Annotated in this window: 15 protein-coding genes; 9 read left to right on the top strand and 6 right to left on the bottom strand. The window is 49.2% G+C overall.

Annotated features, from left to right (window positions below):
• Positions 1–99: 99 nt before the first annotated feature.
• On the bottom strand, positions 100–1434 hold the full coding sequence (locus HQL65_01815) for a deoxyguanosinetriphosphate triphosphohydrolase (GenBank protein ID MBF0134951.1): 1335 nt from the start codon (positions 1432–1434) through the stop codon (positions 100–102).
• Positions 1435–1839: 405 nt separating this feature from the next.
• Here HQL65_01815 and HQL65_01810 point away from each other — a divergent pair, with 405 nt between their 5' ends.
• From HQL65_01810 to HQL65_01780, 7 genes are all read left to right on the top strand, one after another.
• Positions 1840–2850 (top strand): TRAP transporter substrate-binding protein, encoded by a 1011-nt coding sequence (locus HQL65_01810; GenBank protein ID MBF0134950.1) that lies wholly within the window; start codon positions 1840–1842, stop codon positions 2848–2850.
• 7 nt (positions 2851–2857) lie between these two features.
• A complete protein-coding gene (locus tag HQL65_01805; protein ID MBF0134949.1) occupies positions 2858–3415 on the top strand; it encodes a TRAP transporter small permease in 558 nt (185 codons plus the stop codon).
• Complete coding sequence (locus tag HQL65_01800) at positions 3412–4695, top strand: TRAP transporter large permease subunit (protein ID MBF0134948.1); 1284 nt, start codon at positions 3412–3414, stop codon at positions 4693–4695. Before HQL65_01805 ends, HQL65_01800 begins: the two co-directional genes overlap by 4 nt.
• A gap of 77 nt (positions 4696–4772) precedes the next feature.
• Complete coding sequence (gene asnB / locus HQL65_01795) at positions 4773–6668, top strand: asparagine synthase (glutamine-hydrolyzing) (GenBank protein MBF0134947.1); 1896 nt, start codon at positions 4773–4775, stop codon at positions 6666–6668.
• A gap of 248 nt (positions 6669–6916) precedes the next feature.
• Positions 6917–8323 (top strand): radical SAM protein, encoded by a 1407-nt coding sequence (locus HQL65_01790; protein ID MBF0134946.1) that lies wholly within the window; start codon positions 6917–6919, stop codon positions 8321–8323.
• A complete protein-coding gene (locus tag HQL65_01785) occupies positions 8320–10098 on the top strand; it encodes a hypothetical protein (protein ID MBF0134945.1) in 1779 nt (592 codons plus the stop codon). The genes HQL65_01790 and HQL65_01785 overlap by 4 nt, the downstream gene beginning before the upstream one ends.
• A gap of 177 nt (positions 10099–10275) precedes the next feature.
• Positions 10276–10767, top strand: a complete 492-nt coding sequence (locus HQL65_01780; protein MBF0134944.1) for a hypothetical protein — start codon at positions 10276–10278, stop codon at positions 10765–10767.
• A 51-nt stretch (positions 10768–10818) separates the two neighbouring features.
• Here HQL65_01780 and HQL65_01775 read toward each other — a convergent pair whose 3' ends face one another.
• Positions 10819–12516: a hypothetical protein gene (locus HQL65_01775; protein MBF0134943.1), complete on the bottom strand. Its 1698-nt coding sequence runs from the start codon at positions 12514–12516 to the stop codon at positions 10819–10821.
• A 66-nt stretch (positions 12517–12582) separates the two neighbouring features.
• Entirely contained in the window at positions 12583–13839 is a 1257-nt protein-coding gene (locus HQL65_01770) for a DegT/DnrJ/EryC1/StrS family aminotransferase (protein ID MBF0134942.1), read from the bottom strand.
• Positions 13840–14175: 336 nt separating this feature from the next.
• Here HQL65_01770 and HQL65_01765 point away from each other — a divergent pair, with 336 nt between their 5' ends.
• Complete coding sequence (locus tag HQL65_01765; GenBank protein ID MBF0134941.1) at positions 14176–15516, top strand: radical SAM protein; 1341 nt, start codon at positions 14176–14178, stop codon at positions 15514–15516.
• Between the two features lie 92 nt (positions 15517–15608).
• Entirely contained in the window at positions 15609–16619 is a 1011-nt protein-coding gene (locus tag HQL65_01760) for a glycosyltransferase family 2 protein (GenBank protein MBF0134940.1), read from the top strand.
• Positions 16620–16661: 42 nt separating this feature from the next.
• Here the strand turns inward: HQL65_01760 and HQL65_01755 are convergent, their stop codons facing one another.
• The 3 genes from HQL65_01755 to HQL65_01745 all read right to left on the bottom strand — a co-directional run bounded on the left by HQL65_01755 (position 16662) and on the right by HQL65_01745 (position 20859).
• Entirely contained in the window at positions 16662–18440 is a 1779-nt protein-coding gene (locus HQL65_01755; GenBank protein ID MBF0134939.1) for a hypothetical protein, read from the bottom strand.
• Between the two features lie 75 nt (positions 18441–18515).
• The gene (locus HQL65_01750; protein ID MBF0134938.1) at positions 18516–20195 is read right to left on the bottom strand and encodes an adenylate/guanylate cyclase domain-containing protein; all 1680 of its coding nucleotides are present in this window, start codon (positions 20193–20195) and stop codon (positions 18516–18518) included.
• 109 nt (positions 20196–20304) lie between these two features.
• On the bottom strand, positions 20305–20859 hold the full coding sequence (locus tag HQL65_01745; protein MBF0134937.1) for a gamma carbonic anhydrase family protein: 555 nt from the start codon (positions 20857–20859) through the stop codon (positions 20305–20307).
• Positions 20860–20863: the final 4 nt, after the last annotated feature.

The following is a 20863-nucleotide window of genomic DNA, read 5'->3' as shown; positions in this document are numbered from 1 at the left end:
AAACCCCGCCAGGAGGAAGGGCAGAGCCGCTTCCTCCTAGACCTCCATCCCAGTTTTTTTACTCGTTTTTTCAGAAATCATCATGTTTTGGACAGCATCTTAGATATCAATCCCGTTTATTTGTCGATGAAGCCGTAAAGCAAACCCGTCTGTCATGCCGGAAACAAAGTCAACAAGAAACCTGATGGCATCATATTTGCTTGATGTTGGTTGTGATTTAATCACATCTAGTTCATTTTTTCCGATAAGGTAGGCAATATTTCGTTCCCAGTGATCTAATTTACTTATATCCCAGTTCGTTTCATGTAATTTAATTACAATTCCAAACATTTCGTCAAGAATCCCGTGGATGATATTGCGACCAGAAACCTGTTTTTTAACAACATGATCCGACGAATAAATAGTTTCCGCTAATTTCTTTGCTTCTTTTACGAAAACAAAATGATCAAGCAATCCTTTCCCATATTCTCCCGATAGAATCGACTCCTCGTTTTCTATGAATACATTTTTTGCTTGTTCAATTAATTTCCCGATAGCTATTGATCTAAGGTATCTGATTTGTTCGATAGGCGGAAAATTTTTTTTCAGATTTATGTTAGCCATGTTTGCTAATATTTCACATGCATCTTTATATGAAATCACTCCAAGTTCAAAACCATCTTCAATATCAACAACAGAGTAGCAAATGTCGTCAGCAGCTTCCATAAGATAAGTAAGCGGATGTCGCTTCCAATATCCGTTATCAATTTCAATCATCCCCGTAGCTTTCGCGGTTTCATCGATAATTTTTCTTTCAGATTGAAAGAAACCATTTTTCTTGCTACCAATATATCCGTCCTTTGGGTTGTTGCTGGCATTTCTCGGATATTTTACAAATACAGAAAGGGTTGCATGCGTCAGACGCAGTCCACCTTTGCGCTTGGCATATTCAATATTTGTCAAAATGCGAAATCCTTGTGCGTTCCCTTCAAAACATTCTAAATCATCTTTTTGTTTTCTAGTTAATCCTGAATCCCATCCTTTTGGAGATCTATTTTTAAACCATTCACTGATTGCATTTTCACCTGAATGACCGAAAGGTGGGTTCCCAATATCGTGGGCCAAGCATGCAGCTTGAACAACACACCCAAAATGATATGAAGACAATTTGTCCAGATTGTATTTATTTATCACATGATGGCCAACCCCAACTCCTAACGATCTGCCTACTGAGCTGACTTCGAGACTATGTGTCAATCTGTTTCTGACATGATCGTTGCTTGGTAAAGAGTAGACCTGAGTTTTATCTTTTAATCTGCGAAATGACGTGGAAAAAACAATTCGATCAAGATCGATTTCGAAAGCGTGTCTATCCCCGGGTTGTTTAGCCTCCTTTACCATTCTGCTTTCTGACAATAATTTTTTCCATCTGTTTTTTTTCTTTTTCGAAGGCATGATGACAACCTAGTAGCAAGCGAGGGTTTGACGAAGAATCTCTGTTAAACGAAGCTGGGTAGGCGATGAACATGCATTCCAATCATCGCAACTTCTTCAACTACCATGTTTTTTTTGGTGTTTCAAGATAAAATTTGTAACTATATGATAATAATTAGGAAAATCAATGCGATGTAGTTTCCGTGCTTGATAGATACCATGGATTTGGATTGTCACTCTACATTTGGCGACAATTCGGGTATCTTGAATGGACGTCAAATAAATTTTTCTTTCCATCAGTGTGGTTTTTGGAGGGGGGGGGGTGATGGACGACTCTGTTAATACATCGTGGCGTGTGTCTGTTGAACGCTGTCGAACCTTATGATCTGGGATGGTTTTAACAAGACATTAAAAAGGGGATTTTTCATGAAACTGTGGAAAACGGGTGTGGGGACCCTGGCCGTGGTGCTGGCATGGTGTGGCATGGCTATGGCCGAGGAGCCGATTCTCCTCAAGTTCAGCCATGTGGTGGCAACGGATACGCCCAAGGGGAAAGCGGCGGAAAAATTTCGCGATCTGGCGGCGCAGTACACCAACAACAAAGTCAAGGTAGAACTCTATCCCAACAGTCAGCTCTACAAAGACAAGGAAGAACTCGAAGCCTTGCAACTGGGTGCCGTGCAAATGTTGGCTCCTTCGTTGGCCAAATTCGGTCCCCTGGGGGCCAAGGAGTTTGAGGTCTTCGATCTGCCGTTCCTCTTTGACAATTATGACCAGTTGCACAAGGTCACCCAAGGTCCGGTCGGTCAGGCCCTGCTGGCCAGGCTCGCCGACAAGAAAATTCTCGGCTTGGCCTATTGGGATAACGGTTTCAAGCAGATGAGTGCCAACAAACCCCTCAAGGAACTGGCCGATTTCAAGGGGATGAAACTGCGGATTCAATCTTCCAAGGTCCTGGAAGCCCAGATGCGTGCCCTGGGTGCCAATCCCCAGATCATGGCCTTTTCCGAAGTCTACCAGGCTCTGCAAACCGGCGTGGTGGATGGGACGGAAAATCCGGCGTCCAATTTTTATACCCAGAAAATGCATGAGGTCCAAAAACACCTGACCGTTTCGGATCATGGCTATCTGGGATATGCCGTGATCGTCAACAAAAAATTCTGGGAGGGACTTCCTGCCGATATTCGCGCCCAACTGGAAAAAGCCATGCAGGAAGCCACCCAGTTTGCCAATCAAATTGCCAAGCAGGAAAACGACAAGGCCGTGGAATTGGTCCGCCAATCCGGAAAAACCCAGATTGCCACCCTGACCCCCGAACAACGCCTGGCTTGGAAAAAGGCCTTGATCAAGGTACATCAAGAGATGGCTAACCGGATCGGGGCCGACCTGATCCAGTCCATCTATCAGGCCACCGGTTTCGATCCGGCCAAATTGTAATACGGATATGTCGCGCCTTCTGGATCATCTGGAAGAGTGGTTGATCATCCTGTTGATGGGAAGTTCCACGGTGATCGTGTTTGTGGCGGTGGTGCATCGTTATGCCTTGGGCATTCCCTGGCTGTTTGAACCCATGTCGCACTTTTCAACCAGTTGGGCACAGGAGGTGTGCATCTATCTGTTCATCTGGATGGCAAAATTCGGGGCGGCCTATGGGGTGCGTACCGGAATTCATGTGGGCGTGGATGTGGTGGTCAAAGGCCTGCGTGAGGACCTGCGTCACAAGGTGATTCTCTTCGGCCTGCTGAGCGGCGCTGTTTTTACGGCGATCATTGGTTCACTGGGGGCGCATTTTGTCTGGGCCATCAGCCGCACCGAACAGACATCCCCGGATCTGGAACTCCCCATGTGGCTGGTCTATCTCTGCATTCCACTGGGATCATCCCTGATGTGCTGGCGTTTTTTGCAAGTGGCCTGGGGCTTTTACCACACCAGAACCTTGCCCCGCCATGATCACCTCCCATTGGGCAACCCATACGAAAATGAGGAGCCGCATCCGTCATGAGCGGGATCATCATTTTCGGTTTGTTGGCAGTGTTGTTGATCACCGGCATGCCAATCTCCATCGCCCTGGGATTGACCGTGCTGATATACCTCTTCGCCCTGACCCAGGTTCCCATCGAGGCCGTGGCCCTGAAACTGTTCACCGGCATTGAACGTTTTGAAATCATGGCCATACCCTTTTTTATCCTGGCGGGTGCTTTTTTGACCCATGGAGGGGTGGCGCGGCGCATGATTCGTTTTGCCAATGCCCTGGTGGGACACTGGCATGGTGGCCTGGGCTTGACGGGTGTGGTCTCCTGCGCCTTGTTCGCGGCGATTTCGGGATCTTCGCCTGCCACGGTGGTGGCCATTGGTTCGATTTTGATGCCGGCCATGGTGCGTGCCGGGTTTCCCAAGGAGTTTGGCACCGGGGCCATCACCTCTGCCGGTGCCCTGGGGATTCTCATTCCTCCTTCGATTGTCATGGTGATGTACGCCATTTCCACCAACACATCGGTCGGGGCATTGTTCATGGCCGGGCTTGTGCCGGGGTTGGTGCTGGCCTTGATGTTGGGGTTTGTCACCTGGGAACGGGCGCGTCGCTTCAAATATCCCCGCCAGCCCAAGGCCAGTTGGAGAGAACGCTGGCAGGCCTTGCGGGACAGTATTTGGGGCGTCTCCCTGATTTTTGTTGTGATGGGGGGGATCTACTCCGGACTTTTCACGCCCACGGAAGCAGCGGGCATCAGCGCCGTCTACGCCTTCATTGTGGCCGTTTTTGTCTATGGCGATCTGAAAATCGCCGATTTGCCCAAGGTGTTGTTGGATGCCGCCAACATGAGCGCCATGCTCTTGTACATCATCACCAATGCCATCCTCTTTTCGTTTCTGCTGACCTATGAAAACATTCCACAAACCCTGACCACCTGGATGTTGAATCAGGGGTTTGGCGTGGTGATGTTTTTATTGGTCGTCAATCTGGTTCTGCTCCTGGCCGGCGATTTCATGGAACCTTCCTCCATCATTCTGGTCATGGCACCGCTTTTGTTTCCCGTGGCGACGAAAATGGGTATCCATCCGGTCCATTTTGGCATCATTCTCACTGTCAATATGGAAATTGGCATGGTGACCCCGCCAGTTGGTCTGAATCTCTATATTGCCAGTGGCATCAACCGCATGGGACTGACCGAGGTGACGATGGCCTGTCTGCCCTGGATGATTGCCATGCTGGTTTTTCTGATCCTGGTCACCTATTGGCCAGCCCTCTCTCTTTGGCTACCGGCCCGGTTGGGGATGTTGTGATTGGGAACAGGATCCAATATTCGGTTGTATCGTATCTCGCTTCGACAACCTGTTGACGAAGGAAACGTCTCAAGCATATGTGTGGCATTTGTGGGGTGGTTCTGAGGTCTGGGGAAGCGGTTCGATCAGAATTAATTGAACCCATGAACCAAAGTTTGGCGCATCGGGGACCCGATGGTCAGGGAGTATTCATGGGTGGTCATGCGGCTCTGGGCCATAGACGCTTGGCCATGCTTGACTTGTCTGGTGGTGCCCAGCCCATGGCCAGCTCAGATGGTCGTTATCATATGGTCTATAACGGGGAGGTCTACAATTTCCTGGAATTGCGCACTCAACTCGAAGCTTTGGGTCATAAATTTACCACTCGATCCGATACGGAGGTGGTCCTTCAGGCTTTTTGTCACTGGGGTACGGAGGCCTTTGCCAGGTTTAACGGCATGTTTGCTCTGGCCATATGGGACAGTCATGAGCAGGACATGTTTCTGGCGCGGGATCGTTTTGGCATCAAGCCTTTATATACGATTACCCAGAACGGACGTTTGGCCCTGGCTTCGGAGATCAAGGCATTTTATGGACTGGATTGGTGGGATCGGTCTCTGGATCCTCTGGCTGTGGATGAGTTTTTCAGTTACCTGGTCATTCCTGAACCCCGAACCATCTATCAGGCTGTGCGATCTTTTCCTCCGGCACATTGGGGTGTTTATCGACAGGGGACCCTGACTTGTCAGCGTTTTTGGGATGCCCGGTTCGAGCCGTCCGGCCTTTCCTGGAATGACGCTGTTGAAGGCTTGCATGAGGCCATGGACCGCTCGATCCGTATGTGCCTACGAAGTGATGTGCCGGTGGGGGCTTTTCTTTCCGGGGGAGTGGATTCTGGTGGTGTAGTCTCTTACGCATCCACGGCACAATCCGGCCTGCAAACTTTCAGTTGTGGGTTTTCGGATGCGCCAACTTACAATGAATTGCCTCTGGCTCGGGAATTGGCGCAAAAATTTCGGACCAGTCACCATGAACTGGACATGCCTCTGAATCCGGAACACGTCATAGATCTGGCCAGGGAAGTCCTGCAAGCTTGTGATCAACCATTTGCTGACTACTCAGCCCTGGCTCAACTGGAATTGGCCCGTTTTGCCGGTCAACGGGTCAAAACCGTCCTTTCCGGAGATGGTGGTGATGAAATTTTTGGTGGGTATCCAACGGTATATGCCCCTGTTTTGGCTCAAGGGTATCGGATGATTCCCAGGCTGTTGCGTCGGGGTTTGCGATCCTTGTCAGATGGTTTGCCTGTTTCCAGTCGCCGTATCGGTATGGATTACCTGGCCAAACGTTTTGTCCGTGGAGCGGAACTTCCTTTGGAACGAGCGCATTTTGCCTGGAAGGAGGCGACGTTTGCGGAAGATAAATATGTACTTTACACCGAAAATTTTTTGGGGCGTCTACACGGGCATGATGCTTTTGCACCCATGGAGCAAGCCTTTGGCCGGGTGTCTCTGGCAGAACAACCGGTGCATCGTTTGCTGTATGTCGATATGAATACATTTTTACGGGATGACAATCTTCCCAAGGTTGATCGCACGAGCATGGCGGTTTCTCTTGAGGTACGTTTGCCGTTGCTGAACAATGATGTGGTGGATTTCATGTTGGGTTTGCCTCCGGCGTATAAAATTCGTCCATTTTCCACCAAACGTTTGTATCGCCGTTTGCTTGACCGGCAGTTGCCTGCCAGGGTACTCAAAGGCAAGAAAAAAGGTTTCACACCTCCCATGAATGCCTGGTTGAAGGGAGGACTGTCAGGCTGGGCCAGGGATACATTGGGATCTTCATCCCTGGCTGATCTGCATGTGATTCGACCTCATCAGGCCCTGGCTTTTTTGGAGCAGCACCGGGCCGGAAGAGCGGATCACAATCGAATGCTGTGGTGTTGCCTGATGCTGGCTCTTTGGTCAGAAACCGACACAAAGGCAGCGCCATGACTGGAGAAGGATCTGCCGGGGTTGCATCATGGACCCGAACCATTAACCGAGAGGGATCTGCCAGGGTTGCATCAAGGACCTGAGCCAGCAACCGCCTTGGCAACGAAGGCGTAGGTGGGCAGAGCCAATGATCCTGGCTGGTCAACTCCTGCCAGGGTGAATTGCCTCGCAACCTGGATACATATATGCTAAGCCTCAAGAGTTGTTCAATTTCGGCTTCCGAGTGACGTGTGAAGGATGGTTTGTTCATGAATGTACGATTGATGCTGGTGCAACCTGCATGGAGTGATATCCATGGCTCTTTTTCCAGGATAGCCAGAAACCAGGCCTTTGTGCCACCCATCGGGATCACCATGCTGGCCAGTATTGCCCGGGATGCGGGATTTTCGGTAGCGATTCTGGATGCTGAAGTGGCCGGATTGAGCGACGTTGACGTTGTCGAGAGGATTTTGCGCGAAAAACCCACGGTTGTTGGGTTGAGTGCCACCACGCCCATCTATCACAAAGCCCGATTGATCGCCGAGGGATTGAAGCGCCAACAGCCCGATATCAGGACAATAATTGGTGGTCCCCATATCAGCTTGTTGGGTGCTGAAGCTTTTTTTGACTGTTTTGATCTGGCCGTGCTGGGTGAGGCGGAGTTGATGTTTGCTGATTTGCTCCGGGGGCTTGCCAGGGAAGATGGTTCCGTCGCGACCATTCCTGGCGTCATGTATCGGCAAGGGGGACAGATTGTCGATAATGGCTGGGGTCCGACGCCCCATGAACTGGATGCTTTACCTTTTCCGGCCTGGGATCTGCTGGAGGATCGTTACCGGACTCAGGTTCCAGACAAGGGGTATGTTCGCTATGCCACCCTGCTCTATACGCGGGGCTGTCCTTTCAAGTGTTCATTCTGTGCGGCCATGCTTTTGGAAGGTCGCACACTGCGTTGCCGCTCGCCCCAAAATGTGGTGGCGGAAATGCAAATGTTGCAGGAACGTTTTGACATTCACCATTTCTGTTTCAATGATTCCACATTGACCTTGAGAAAGAGAAATGTTGTTGAGCTTGCCGAGTTGCTGCTCGAAAAGGGCATGAAAGTGACCTGGGAGGGATGGACCCGGGCCAACCTTATCGATATGGAACTGCTGACGCTCATGAAACGTGCCGGCATGGTGCGCATCAGCTTTGGTATCGAGAGTGGCAGCCCCCGGGTTTTGAAGCTGATTCGCAAGGAAGTCAGCCATGATGAAATGCGTAAGGCCTTCCGGATGGCCAAGGATGTGGGCATGGAAGTGACCTGTTCGGCCATGATGGGGCACCCGGGTGAGACCGAAGCGGATGTCTGGGAAACAGTGCGTCTGATTCGCAGCATACCCGAAATTTCTTATTCGCCACTCTCCATTGCTGTTCCCTATCCCGGAACCGAGTTGATGGAGATGGCTAAAGAAGGGCGGCATGGCCTGAAACTTGTCACGACGGATTACAGTAAATATTCACGTTATGAAGGTGGAGTCATGGAGGTCAATGGCATGAGTCCTGAGTATTTGAGCCGGCTGCAAAAACGTGCCTTGATCTGGATGCATTTGACTCCGAATAAATTTATTGGTATCATCAAGAGGTTTGGGTTTTTGGCTCTTCTTGAGACAATTCTACCGTTCCGAAAGAAATGAAAAAAACAAGCTGGCATTTGGCCGCCATGGGCGGAATTTTTGCATTGTTTTTCATGCTGGGCTACCCCCTTGTTCCACTGCAAGGGGACAGCGCGACCTATTATTATATGGCGCATTCCAATTTGATCTACCTGCAAACGTTTCTTGATCATGGGAGTGGTATGCCTACCCCGGAGCAGTGGAGTGTACGTCATCTGATTCCTTCAGTAATGGTGCTGGGCAAACCCATAGTCCATTTTGTGCATACATTGTTTGCAGCCATGGTGCCTTTTGGCATGAAATACATGGCTTTTTGTCAGGCGTTTCTGATTGCAGCCTTGCTTGGTATACTTGTATTGATTGTTTCTCAGGCCGCAAGGTTGGAATCGAGAGCCGGGAGGGAGATCCGATCGGTGACCATCTGGCAGGTTGCCACGGTTGTGATGGTGATTTTTTCGGGATCTATCCACTGGCACAACCGGGAGTTGTTGCCACCCTTGATAAATATGACCAACCTTGCCCTGGTATTGTCTGCCTGCCTTCATTATCAGCTGGGTCCATCATTGAAGCGTGCTTTTTGGGTGGGTTTAGCTGTTTCATGGACCCTGGCGGCACATTTATCGACGATTCCGTTTCTTGCTGGCATTCTGGGGGTGGAGGTTTTTGTTCTGCTACGTGCCACCAGGCAGCGGGGAACCCAATCCCAGCCAAATGTCGTTTTAACTATTATTGTCGCGCTGCTTGGCGTTTTGAGTATTCCTGTTATTTATCAATCATTTTCATGGGGTATACTTCAGTTGGTCCCTGATCCGGATGCGTGGTATTTTTCTGCCTATTACGGTGTGCCGATGAGAACCTATTGGGATCAATTGCAATGGTATTCTCATGGGACGGATTGGAACACATACATTGAACGAAGTGATGATTCTGCCCTGCACCGCTTGCGAATGTTTACTTTTTACCCCCTGATTTTTGATGGACCGCTGACCATGTTGTCGATTGTCGGATGGTTCATGGTGGCTCGTTTGGTACTGGGTCAGGGTTGGACAGCATTTCGGGCGTTATTGTTATTTGGTCCTGTGGTTCCCATTGTATGGTATGTATTTCATTTTCGGTTATTTCCTAAAATAGAGGCTTTGGCACCCCTGACTGTATACTATATTTTGCTGGCCGGATATGCTGTTTTTGTGTTGATTTCTGGTATTCAACCAGGTTTCAATGCCAGAATCCGCTTGCAGTTCAGGATTATGCTGGGGGTGTTGCTTGTGATGCAAATTTTTCACATCCATCCTTACTTTGACTCTGATGATACAACAAACAGGGGTTTGATAAAATGGTTGAACGACCGGGGGGAAAATCAGGTTGTGGGTATGGTTCGCCCGGAAATATTTGAGTCTTATGGTATTCATGTTTGGAGAGTCAGTCAGGATTTGGCCGCGCAGGATGACATTTACCTGGATTCCTGGGGACGTCATCCCGTCCGCAAGTGGAATGATGTGCGGGTCCCACGCTTCGTGGTGCTGACCCAGCGCTATTTTGCTCAAAGTAGCGAAAGAGATTTGCAGTTCTTGAAACTTTGGGGAATTGATTTGTCACGACCGGTTAAACATTTTCAGGAATTGCCTTCGCATATTTTTTTCACGTCCCGGTATTTATCTTTGTTTTCCAGGATTGTCTCTCCGGTATTGCCTGATTTGGCACAGTTTCTTCGCCAGCATGTTGAAAGGCTCGATTATTTTATATATGAAAGTGGTGTTTTTGTTTATGATCTTCGTCACGAACCATTAATGAAATGAGAGTGAAAGATTATTGCCATGTTATTATCTGACATTCCTCTGAGTGATGCGGATTATGAGATCCTGAGCAGGTTGCATGAGGCGCATGTCGAAGACAGTGTGACGGCGGCCTTTGGTTTGGGATATTTGAAGCATTTATGGCGGTTTCTGGCAGTCTCTCCTCATGAGGGTGTGTTTGTGGCCAGAGATTCCCATGATCAGCATATTGTTGCTGCCCTGGTCATTACCAAGCAGGCAGAAGATTTCATGCATCGATGTATCAAGGGGACTTTCGTTTATTGTGTTTTGTATGGAGCAAGGCAATTTTTTCGCAGTTCCAGATTTCGGAAAATTTTGTTTCCAACTCTGGCAAGTTTTCTGTTACCAGGATACAAGCTTCCAGAGTATAAAATTTTGAATCCAGAGGTGTTTGTTATTTTTACGGATCCGCAGCACCAACGGACCGGATTGGCTGCTGGTTTGATTGGTCGGGGGGAGGCTTGGCTTTGCCAAAACAGGATTGACGTATTTCACGCCAGAACCGGGGCCATGCCCGAGAATTCTGCGATTCAGTTTTATTTGAATATGGGGTTTCACGTTCTGGAAAGATTGGATGGTCCGTTTAAAAGCTTTTTGGTATTCAAAAAAAAATTAGGATCTCTTGTGTCAGGTGTGGAGACGGGGGCTTGATTCTTGGTCGGAGAGAGTTCATGGACAGCCTCTCGGCAGTCAAGGGGGTTATCAAGAGTCTGCGGTGATTCCATCAGCAATACGCATGGCATTGGCCATGCCGACATAGGTGGCATTCTGGGCCGGAAAGACCGGGAAGAGACTGGCATCGACGACGCGAACCTTTTTGGTTCCAAATAACCTCCCCTGGAAGTCGGTTTCCAGAATGCCGGGATTTTGCCGCATGGGCAGAGAACCACCCAGATGGTCTGAGAAGCCGAAGGGAGTTTTTTTCATGAACAGAGGCAGGGGGACAAAACCGGTTGCATGGCGATTTTTTTTCAGCAGAGAGAGGAGCTGAGGTAGGAGGTTATCGATGGGGGATGGTGTGTCATCCGGGGTGACCACCAGATGTCCCGGGGTGGTGCCATCATTGCTTTGGCAGGTGATGGTGGCTCCCCTGGAGTCGGAACTGTGAAAATAGATCAGAAGAATGATGGGATCGCCCACCAACCTGGCGGCCAGATTGGACAGGGATTTGGGTAAAGCACGGAAAAGTCCCAACAGAGGGTACCGAAAGATCGAGGTGGCCGAATAGATGGAAATCTGTACACCCTGCTTGGAAATTACATGTGGAGCAATGCCCATGGCGGCTTCGGCCATGGTGAATGTGCGTGGGCTGCATCCCAACTTTTGGCGTGTTCTGGCCAAAGCGGGCATGAGTACAGCCCCATTGTCCACCAACCGGCTGGGATGATTCCAGATGCGGAGGGAGTCGGCGGCGATTCGCAATGAGGAGAGAACTCCGGCAGCCAGAATGATACAATCGAAGGATTCCCGAAACAAACGACCCTGTGCCTGGATTTCAAGGGTTACGCCGTGGTCATCTTCCTGAAATCGATGTACAAACCACCCAGGTCGGTGCGTGAAATTGTCACGATTCTGGAAATCACGGATGCGTTGTACCCCGTTGAAAATCATCCCATAAGGGCAGCCATGGAAACACAAGCCACATAATTGGCAACCGTCTCTGCCACCCGTGGTGGCCTGAACAGCCAGGCGCATCCGTCCGGCGGCGATTCCGGCCTTGTGCAGGGCGGTATCCTGTGTTTTCCAGTGTTGGATTAAATTTTCGGCAGGCGAGTCGCCATCCCGCTGATTCAGTGGGATGGATTTGAACATGGCGTGATCTGGATTGGTCTGGATGGGACCATAAAGCGGATACAGGTGGCACAAACCATCTTCTTGTTGCCACAGGTGCAACAGGTGAGCAGCTTGGACCAGGTAGGGTTCCAGTTCCGGTTGCGAAAATGGCCATTGACCATATTCATCGGGGCGTAACGGGAAACAGCCGGCCCCCCAAACCTGACCCAGTCCTCCAACACCCAGCGAACGCGCCAAACCGGCTCCGGAAAGCGTGATTCCCTCATCGATGCCATGAAAGGCAAAAGTGGATCCCAGAATCCGCTTTTTGGACAGGACCGAAGGCATGTGCCTGACCAACAGCGAGCGTAAAAAACCAGGTGCAGCCGTTGTGTTGGTGTTGTTGTCCGGGTTGGATCCGGCAGGGCCGTAACGCAATATTTGCCACTGATCCGGGGTGGGATCCAGACCTTGATCGAGGCGTAGACACAGTTCCTGCTGGAGTTTTCGGGACCAATCTTCCGGTACATGACCACCATCCAGGATGGTCACTTGGTGGCCTTTGTCCAGGAGTACCGCTGCGGCTGCAATGCCGCTGGGACCGGAACCGATCACGCCGATCCGCATGTCAATTTTCCGCCTTGTGACCAGTAAGGATGGATTGGATATTCCTCATGAATTCCGATCCGCATGTCAATTGTTCATTTTATAATAATTGCGAATGGCTTCAATGTTTTTCATGACTTCCGAATCCGGATAGCGGGGATAGGTTGGCAGGACGATGATCTCCCTGGCCAATTGTCGGGCATTGGGGCAATCCCTGGCAAAGGGGGCAAAACAGGGCAAATCTGCACAATTGCGTGTATGTTGCTCCCGGACATCACGACCCACCCGCATCATATGTCGCAACAGCTCGCTTCTGTCCGAGACCTGAATGGGATAATGCAGGTAGGTATGAGAGCCATCCAGGCGCAGAGGTGGGAGACGCACTTGTCGAACGTCTCGCAGCCCTTCGTGATACATACGTGCCATATGCAGGCGTCGCTCATTGTGACCGGTGAACAGATCCAACTGGTCGAGGATCAGGCGTGCCTGCATGGGAGTCATGCGGCACAGATATTCCGGGGGAATGGTGGTGAACATGACGGGTTGCAGGTCAATCCCGACAACCGCATCGTTGATGGCCTTGACTTGGTTGAGGTGACCGTAACGAAAAACCCAATAAGTGAATAAATAAAACAGTGGCGGCCAAGTGGCCAGGTCCGTGATCAGCCCTTTGGCAACCCGGCTACGGAAACGGGCCATGCTTTCCCAGGATGTCGAAGCGAGTTCCTGGCGGACTCTTTCAGCAAGATGAGCATGGGGTGTAGTCAGCAGGCCACCATAGAAGCAGTTGAGGTATTTATACATGCCCAGGCTGAACAGACCGGCATCCCCGAAGGTGCCTACGGCCTGACCTTTATATCGGGTTCCGTAGGCCTGTGCCGCATCTTCGATGAGAGGCAGATTGTGCGTCTTGCACAGTTCCAGGATTGGCTCCATGTCACAGGCGAGTCCATGGAAGTGAGTAATCAGGATCGCTCCGGTATCCTTATCAATCAATTGGCGAATTTCTTCTGGATTGATATTGCAGGTTTCTCGGTCCAGGTCGGCAAAACAGGGAATGCCACCGGCACAAATCACCATATTGACCACTTCGGATATGGTGTAGGGTGACAAGATGACCTTTTGCCCGGGTTTGATCAGGGCACGCACGGCCAGAAATATACCGGTACGAGCCATGGGCAGGCATTGAGCATGCGGGGTATTCAATGCCTGACGCACGACCGCCTCCAGTCGTCCGGTGTCATCACCGATCAGGCGTTGACCAAGCCATGAGTCACGCAAAATCCAGAAATAATCCTTCAACCGTGAATAGATGCGGTAGCGTGGCTGTGGGGGGAAGAACATGTGCATTCCAATCGTTTGAATAATAACGGAAATAAATGAATCTTGGCCAGAGATGGAGTCCTTTCCCACATCTCCAGACTATTTGGGTTTATCGACATGGTATTGTCAAGGATTTTCTGGTTTTGGTCAGTGACCAAAAAAAAACGTTTACGAAAACGGCTTTTTTGGTTTACCATTTCATGCTGGCTCCCCAATCACAATAAAACCATACTGTTAAGCCGATTGAAGACAATATTTCTGATCCCTGGCAATACGTCCAACCAAAATGTCATCCGTGACACTTTCTATGGGGCTTGGTGCAGTGGCAAGCTGGTTGGAGGTGGTTCCCTTCCGCCGTTGTCCATCCTCTATGCGGCTTCCGTGGCCATCGAGGCAGGACTTGACGTGCTGTTTCTGGATGCCTTGGGAGAGAGATTGACCCTTGAGCAAACACGGGACAGGTGTCAGGGATATGATGTGGTGGTGGTGCTGACTTCCACCATGACCTTTGCCGAAGATATGCATGTTCTGAAAAGCATTAAGTCGGTGTATCCTGATCTGCGCGTGGTGTTGTTTGGTTCCCACCCCACTTTTTTACCGGAACATTGCCTGGCCCATGAACTGGTGACTGCTGTTGTGATGCGGGAGCCAGAGTATGCACTGCGGGATTTGCTGTTGGCTTGGGACCAGAAGAAGCCATGGGAGGATGTGCCGGGAATTGCCTATCGCATGGCGGGCAAGGTTCATATCAATCCAGCCTATCCTTATATCAAAAATCTGGATGACATGCCCATTCCTCATCGCCATCTCCTGCCCAAGGGAGAACAGTACTACAATCCGCTGATTAGAAAATATCCCTATGTTACCATGTTGACCAGTCGGGGGTGTCCCGCCAAGTGTACCTTTTGTACAGCCCCGTATTCCCTGGGAATGTCGTTGCGGGTGCGTTCGGCGGCCTCCGTATTGAAGGAAATGTCACTGGTTGCCGAACAGGGGTGCAAAACAGTCTATTTTCGAGACGAAACTTTCTGTGCTTATAAAAAAAGAAACGTGGAAATATGCAAGGGACTTATCTCTCGTGGCATCCGTTTGCAGTGGATAGCCAACGCCATATCCGGTGAATTGGATGAGGATTACCTGCAATTAATGAAAAAAGCCGGTTTGTGCCAGCTTAAATTCGGGGTAGAGACCGGCAATGCTGAAATCTTGGCTCGGGCCAATAAGAAGATTGATTTAAACACGGTCCGCAAAGAATTGGCCATGTGCCGAAAAATTGGCATTCGAACCCATGCCCACATGATGCTTGGCATGCCGGGGGAAACTCGACAGACCATTGAAAATACATTCCGTTTTATCCACGAAGCGGCCCCCACGACAGTGACCTATTCGGTTTGTTCCCCCTATCCGGGTACGCCTCTGTTCGAAGAGATTAGTAAATTGGTTCCCTCTGCGGTCATTGTACCGTCAGATGACCTCCATATCAAACAACTCCACACGGTCAGCTATTACAATGAACACTTCACTGAATTGACCAACCAGGAGATCGAAGCGGCTGTTCAGGAGGGTTACCGGCGTTTTTACACCCGCCCCGCTTATCTTCTGCGCAGTTTGTTGGATATTCGAAGTTTCAGGGAAGCCATATCCCTGTTCCGGTCTGGCTGGAATGTGATGTTTTTCAGCCTCTCGGGAGATAAATAAACTGTTGCAAACCGTTGGGAACGGGGTTTCTGTTGTACCGCGTGAAATGCATAGACTGTTGACTCATTGCCCGGGAAGATGGGATTGCAAGAGTGGATAAGCGTGTGACTTTGGCCGATGTGGTCGTGGTGATTCCGGCTTATAACGAAGGACCAGTCATCGCCGATACTGTCAGGCGAGCACTGGCTGTGAGTCGGCAATGGCGGGTTGTGGTCATTGACGATGGTTCGGAAGACGATACGAGCCAACAGGCCATCCAGGCTGGTGCAGACGTGATCCGGCATCCCTATAACCGTGGTAACGGTTCCTCCGTAAAAACTGCGATCATGAATTTGGAACAGCCGGTTGTAGCGATATTGGATGCGGATGGACAGCTACCTCCCGAGGCCCTGCCAAGTATGATTCAAAAAATGGATCAGGCCGAAATGGTGGTCGGTGCCCGCCATAAAGACCAGATGGGTGGCAATTGGATCCGTGGCTTGGGAAATAAAATTCTTTGCCTGGTGGCCTCCCATATCTCTGGCCATACCATTCCCGATCTGACTTGTGGTCTGAGAGTTTTTTATCGAGAACGTGCCCTGGAATTTTATCATCTCTACCCAACGCGATTCTCTTTTCCATCGACCAGTACCCTGGCCTTTTTGACCTGCAACTATCGGGTTGAATTCCATCCCATTATACAAAAACCTCGACCTGCGGGAACAGAAAGCAAAATTCGGGAGTTTCGGGATGGCATACGCTTCATGGCCATCATTTTTCGCATTGTCTTATTGTTTCATCCTTGGCGTTTTTTTCTTCCTTTGAGCTTTTTTCTTTTCCTGTTGGGCTTAATACACGAAATAGTCGTTTTATTTATTTTTGGCAAGCTTGTCCTGAGTGGAACTTTTACTATCTTGACGATGTGTGCATTTTTCCTGTTTTGTTTCGGATTATTGTCCGAACAGGTGGCGGAGATGCGGGTTCATCTTTCCCACATTGTTCATGGTCATTCGGTCAATCATCGATCATTATCTTTTCAATATTTAAAAGCAACCATGCCCCATGGTGGAGAGCCATCCGTATTGTCAACCAGATCTGGACCAGAAAACGATCCTTACAATTGAGTTGTTTCTATCTCGGTTTCCAAATTATATTATTATGATAAATCACTCCTGTGTGCGAAGCAATGATTGTGGCTGTTTAGCGCATTCAGTGGTAAATCCGTTGCTTGTAAATATGTAATTCTTGTTATCTTTATAAATTATCCGGGAAATTTTAAAATAAATTTCTATATTATTTTTAGGAATATTAATACAGACAGAACCATTATTAATTGCTGCATCGGAAGCTTTGATGTGCCAAGCAATTCTATTTTTTGATTTATTTTTTATGATATTATCAAAAAAACCTTTTACGAATTCTGCTTCTTTTTTTGTCAGGAATGTGCCAATTGTTGGAAAAATCCAGTATGTTTCGAAAGTGGCAGATGGATCATGGGCTATGGTTTTTTCAAAATCAGATATAAAAACGGGGACGATTGTTGAGTCAAGAAGGAATAAATAGTCAATATCATGTCTGATGAGATTAACTTCACGCTGAATTTTTAAAGGATCAGGAAAGTGATTTGGAAACACGATATGTTTTCCTATATGTAGTAACGGCCAGGAAAGAATGTAAAGAATAGACAATATTAAGCCTATGTTTATAAATTTCTTAGAGAGGCGTGTGAAAATCCAGTTTCCTATCCGACATCCATTGGATTGAACAAGTAAGATGGTGAGCAGAAAGCCAAGAAATCCATAAAATGTCATGCCTGAATAGACAATAATATGAATTAAAATAACAGATATTATAAATGGATATCTGTACGGAAAAGAGATTTGTATGCCTATGTTGATTGCATCTTTTTTTCGGCCAATTATGATGGTGGCAATCAATATCAAATAATATGGCGCTAAATACATAAAGATTCTTAGCAAAATCATGATTTCTTTGGTATTTAATATGTTTGAAAAGGTGAACATAAGCGGATTTAATATTATTTGCTCTCCCATATGAGGTGTGGGAGCCTCACCCCAAATCGTTTCTGGTGAGACATCCAGTCCTGGTAGATAATTGGAAATCAGATTCCAGTAGAAAGGACCCAGGAGTTCACAGACATGAAGAAGCAATGAAGGAATTGAATCCTGGCGATAATATGTATAGTATGACAGCAAAACAAGAGCGGGGAAAATACCAAACAGTACAAGCAATAATGGTTTCAGGTGGTTTTTATCGTGTCGTTTCCACTCGCGTATGGCAATCACGAGTGCTGTTGGTCCCGTTAAAATTGTGCAGACAGGATGACAGATGGCGCTTGTTCCAAAAAGAATTCCTGTTATTGGAAAAGCGTGCCAGGGAGATTTTTCTTGCCTGAGGAAAGATTGGTCGGCAATCAAGGCTGCGAGGAAAAAAGATAAACCAATGAATTCGGGACGCACGACCATCCAGGACATGGAGTAATATGTCGTGGAGATCAAGAACAAAAACAAGGCAGACCGCCTACGGAAACATGTGGCGTCCTGTGGTGATGTGATCCGAATATACCAGAGAGCTAAAATGATGTTGACAATGGCGATGATGGATGTAAATAGACGATATGTGTGGAAATTCAATGGAATATGGATTAAATCAAACAATCTTTGAAATAAAGAGTGAAAAAACGGCAGGGTTCCAAAAATAGAAAAAAGGCGAATCTCATGATCTTGAATCGGAATAGAAAGAGAACCTCTTTTGGCAAGGTTGAGTCCCTGGGCGAAATAAAATATATCGTCCTCGTGTGGAATAATAAAAAACACGGTTAGAATGATTGTGGCAAGCCAGGAAATGAAAAGAACCTTCCAGACTGAAAAATTTCCATCTTTTTCAGTTTCAGGAAAGCTGTTGTTTGGAGGGGGAATCATCATTGCCTTACACCTGATATGGGAATCTGCCAGGGTAAATGATCGTAAATCCATAATTAAATGCAATTTTATGTTGAATCAGTTCGACAGGTCAACGGTAGATGGTGTCGATAATTGGAGACTTGAAGCCGAGGGGATGGCACGGATGCTTAAGGGTTCGGTGCGGCCACGAATTGACATTTCAGTTTTTTGAAAAGCAGAGGGGTTGATGCCTCCCTGAAGGGCCACGACTTCGGAGATGACGAGTTGGACGCCCAACTCCTTGGTGGCCCCTTCCAGGCGGCTGGCAATGTTGACGGCATCGCCCAGGGCTGTCAGGTGGCGGGTGATTCCGTAGCCCATTTCGCCCAGGATGACGTTGCCGGCATGGATGCCGATGCCGACCTTGAGGGGTTGGTTGAGTTCGTGTTGCAGGTGTTCGTTCAGGGTGACGAGTCCGGCATCGACACGCTGGGCACAGTGCAAGGCGGCTCGACATCCCGCCGCAAGACCTGTCTCGATACCGAACAGGGCCATGACACCATCGCCTATGAATTTATCGAGATAGCCTCCCGATTCTTCGACTGATTTTCCCATCAGCTTGAAATATTGATTCAGGATGAAGACGACATCGAACGGCAGACGATTTTCGGCCAGGGTGGTAAAACCACGCAAATCGGCAAACAGAATGGCCACTTCTGCTTCTCGGCCATGCTTCTGGCCGGAGTCAGGCAGGCAATCGCTCATGGAAGCCGACGGGGGGAGTTGGGGGGTGACTTCCAGATTGGCGCGGGGCCGAATCTGGCAGGCGAGACGAACCGTTTCCGGGGCACCAACGCGATTCAGGACCTGGCGTTCGACAGCATTCGGCGGAGGGAGATGTTCACTGCCCTGGCCAATACGGACCCGGCAGACGCTGCATCGGCCACGGCCACCGCAAATGGCTGCATGAGCGATCCCTTCCCTTTGTACCACCTCCAATACTGTAGCTCCGTTGGGAATGTTCAGAATAAAATTGTCCCGATAGAAAAGCTTGGGGGCTGAACCCTGTAGCAACCTTTGCAGACGCATTTTGCGGGCAAAAAAAAGCAAAATGAGACAACCGACTCCTCCCAGGGTCAGATAGTGACTGGATTGACGGATCCAGGTGGACATTTTCGGTGTGAAATGTGATTCGGCAATGATCTCTTGCACCAGATAGGGTTGCTGGTCTGGATGGGGGGCACGGTTGCCGGAGGCAATATAGCCGGTCAGGGTCAAAGTGGGGAACAGGAAGGCCGTGACGAGCAGGACAGGACGCCAACGAGCAAACCAGGGACGATGACCTTGCCATTGGCGAAACCCCAAGGTCAGATGGATCCAGACCAGAATGACACCGACACCGAGTTTCAGACCTTGCAGGGGTTGGATTTGCCAGACGGAGGTGAGAATGAAATCATAACTGGTGTGAAACCGGGTGACATGTCCCAGCACCAGATTGAGCAGTAAATGGTCCACAAGGTAGAAAGGAATCAGAATGCCGATCCCAATCTGCCAAAGCTGCCAATGTGGCAGACGAAAATTGCGACGACGGAAAAGTGTCCAAAGTGCCAGGGATGGGTGAACGATCAGAGCCAGAGTCAGGAGTGCCGACAAGGGCTTTAAATCCCAGAGTTCAGTCAGGTATTCTCCGCCACTGCTCATAAGAGGGATTGAAAAAATTCCCAGAGCGTGATTCAGAAAGTGCGTCAGGACAAAGGCCATCAACACCAAGCCACTATAAAGGCGCCATCGTTCCATTGGAGTGTCTGATCCAGTTTGTGTTTGAAAAAGATTTCAGGACAAGCGCGCAAATGATGGTGATGTTTTGCCGGATGTGACTATTCTGGGTGGAAATATTCCAAGTGGGTCAGTTGGTTACTTTTTGTTCACTCAGTTCATGGAGGTACTGGGCGGCCAGGCGGCGATAATTATCGGCGGTGGACCGGATTGATTGTCGTTCAGTTTCGGATGTGGTGCGGAGTTGCCGGGCCGGGGATCCCATCCACATGGTGCCTGCCGGAATATTCTTGCCTGGTGTCACGAGCGAACCGGCCCCCACAATCGATTCGCGACCCATGGTGACATTGTCGAGAAGGATGGCACCGATACCGATCAGGCAGGCATCTTCCAGACGGCAACCATGCAGGACCACTTTGTGTCCGACAACGATATCGTTGCCGATGAGGGTGGAGTGTCCCTGGGGGGCGGCTTCCGAGGGACGGGAGACGTGGACCACGGATCCATCCTGGATGCTGGTGCGTTCGCCGATGCGAATGTAGTTGACATCGCCCCGAATGACGACCATGGGCCAGACTGACGATTCAGCGCCAATGTGAACATCACCGATGATCACCGCATCGGGATGGATGAAGGCCGTGGGGTGAATGGTTGGAAAGATGCCCTGATAGGGATAGACAGGCATGGAT

This window comes from Magnetococcales bacterium (assembly GCA_015228935.1).
In the GTDB taxonomy this organism is placed as follows: Bacteria; Pseudomonadota; Magnetococcia; order Magnetococcales; family DC0425bin3; genus HA3dbin3.
This window is presented reverse-complemented; position numbering and strand designations above follow the sequence as displayed.

Excerpts from the sequence above, each read along its gene's own strand:
- HQL65_01815 (MBF0134951.1), bottom strand. The coding sequence starts at position 1,434 with ATGCCTTCGAAAAAGAAAAAAAACAGATGGAAAAAATTATTGTCAGAA.
- HQL65_01810 (MBF0134950.1), top strand. The coding sequence starts at position 1,840 with ATGAAACTGTGGAAAACGGGTGTGGGGACCCTGGCCGTGGTGCTGGCA.
- HQL65_01805 (MBF0134949.1), top strand. The coding sequence starts at position 2,858 with ATGTCGCGCCTTCTGGATCATCTGGAAGAGTGGTTGATCATCCTGTTG.
- HQL65_01800 (MBF0134948.1), top strand. The coding sequence starts at position 3,412 with ATGAGCGGGATCATCATTTTCGGTTTGTTGGCAGTGTTGTTGATCACC.
- asnB (MBF0134947.1), top strand. The coding sequence starts at position 4,773 with ATGTGTGGCATTTGTGGGGTGGTTCTGAGGTCTGGGGAAGCGGTTCGA.
- HQL65_01790 (MBF0134946.1), top strand. The coding sequence starts at position 6,917 with ATGAATGTACGATTGATGCTGGTGCAACCTGCATGGAGTGATATCCAT.
- HQL65_01785 (MBF0134945.1), top strand. The coding sequence starts at position 8,320 with ATGAAAAAAACAAGCTGGCATTTGGCCGCCATGGGCGGAATTTTTGCA.
- HQL65_01775 (MBF0134943.1), bottom strand. The coding sequence starts at position 12,516 with ATGCGGATCGGCGTGATCGGTTCCGGTCCCAGCGGCATTGCAGCCGCA.
- HQL65_01770 (MBF0134942.1), bottom strand. The coding sequence starts at position 13,839 with ATGTTCTTCCCCCCACAGCCACGCTACCGCATCTATTCACGGTTGAAG.
- HQL65_01755 (MBF0134939.1), bottom strand. The coding sequence starts at position 18,440 with ATGATGATTCCCCCTCCAAACAACAGCTTTCCTGAAACTGAAAAAGAT.
- HQL65_01750 (MBF0134938.1), bottom strand. The coding sequence starts at position 20,195 with ATGGAACGATGGCGCCTTTATAGTGGCTTGGTGTTGATGGCCTTTGTC.
- HQL65_01745 (MBF0134937.1), bottom strand. The coding sequence starts at position 20,859 with ATGCCTGTCTATCCCTATCAGGGCATCTTTCCAACCATTCACCCCACG.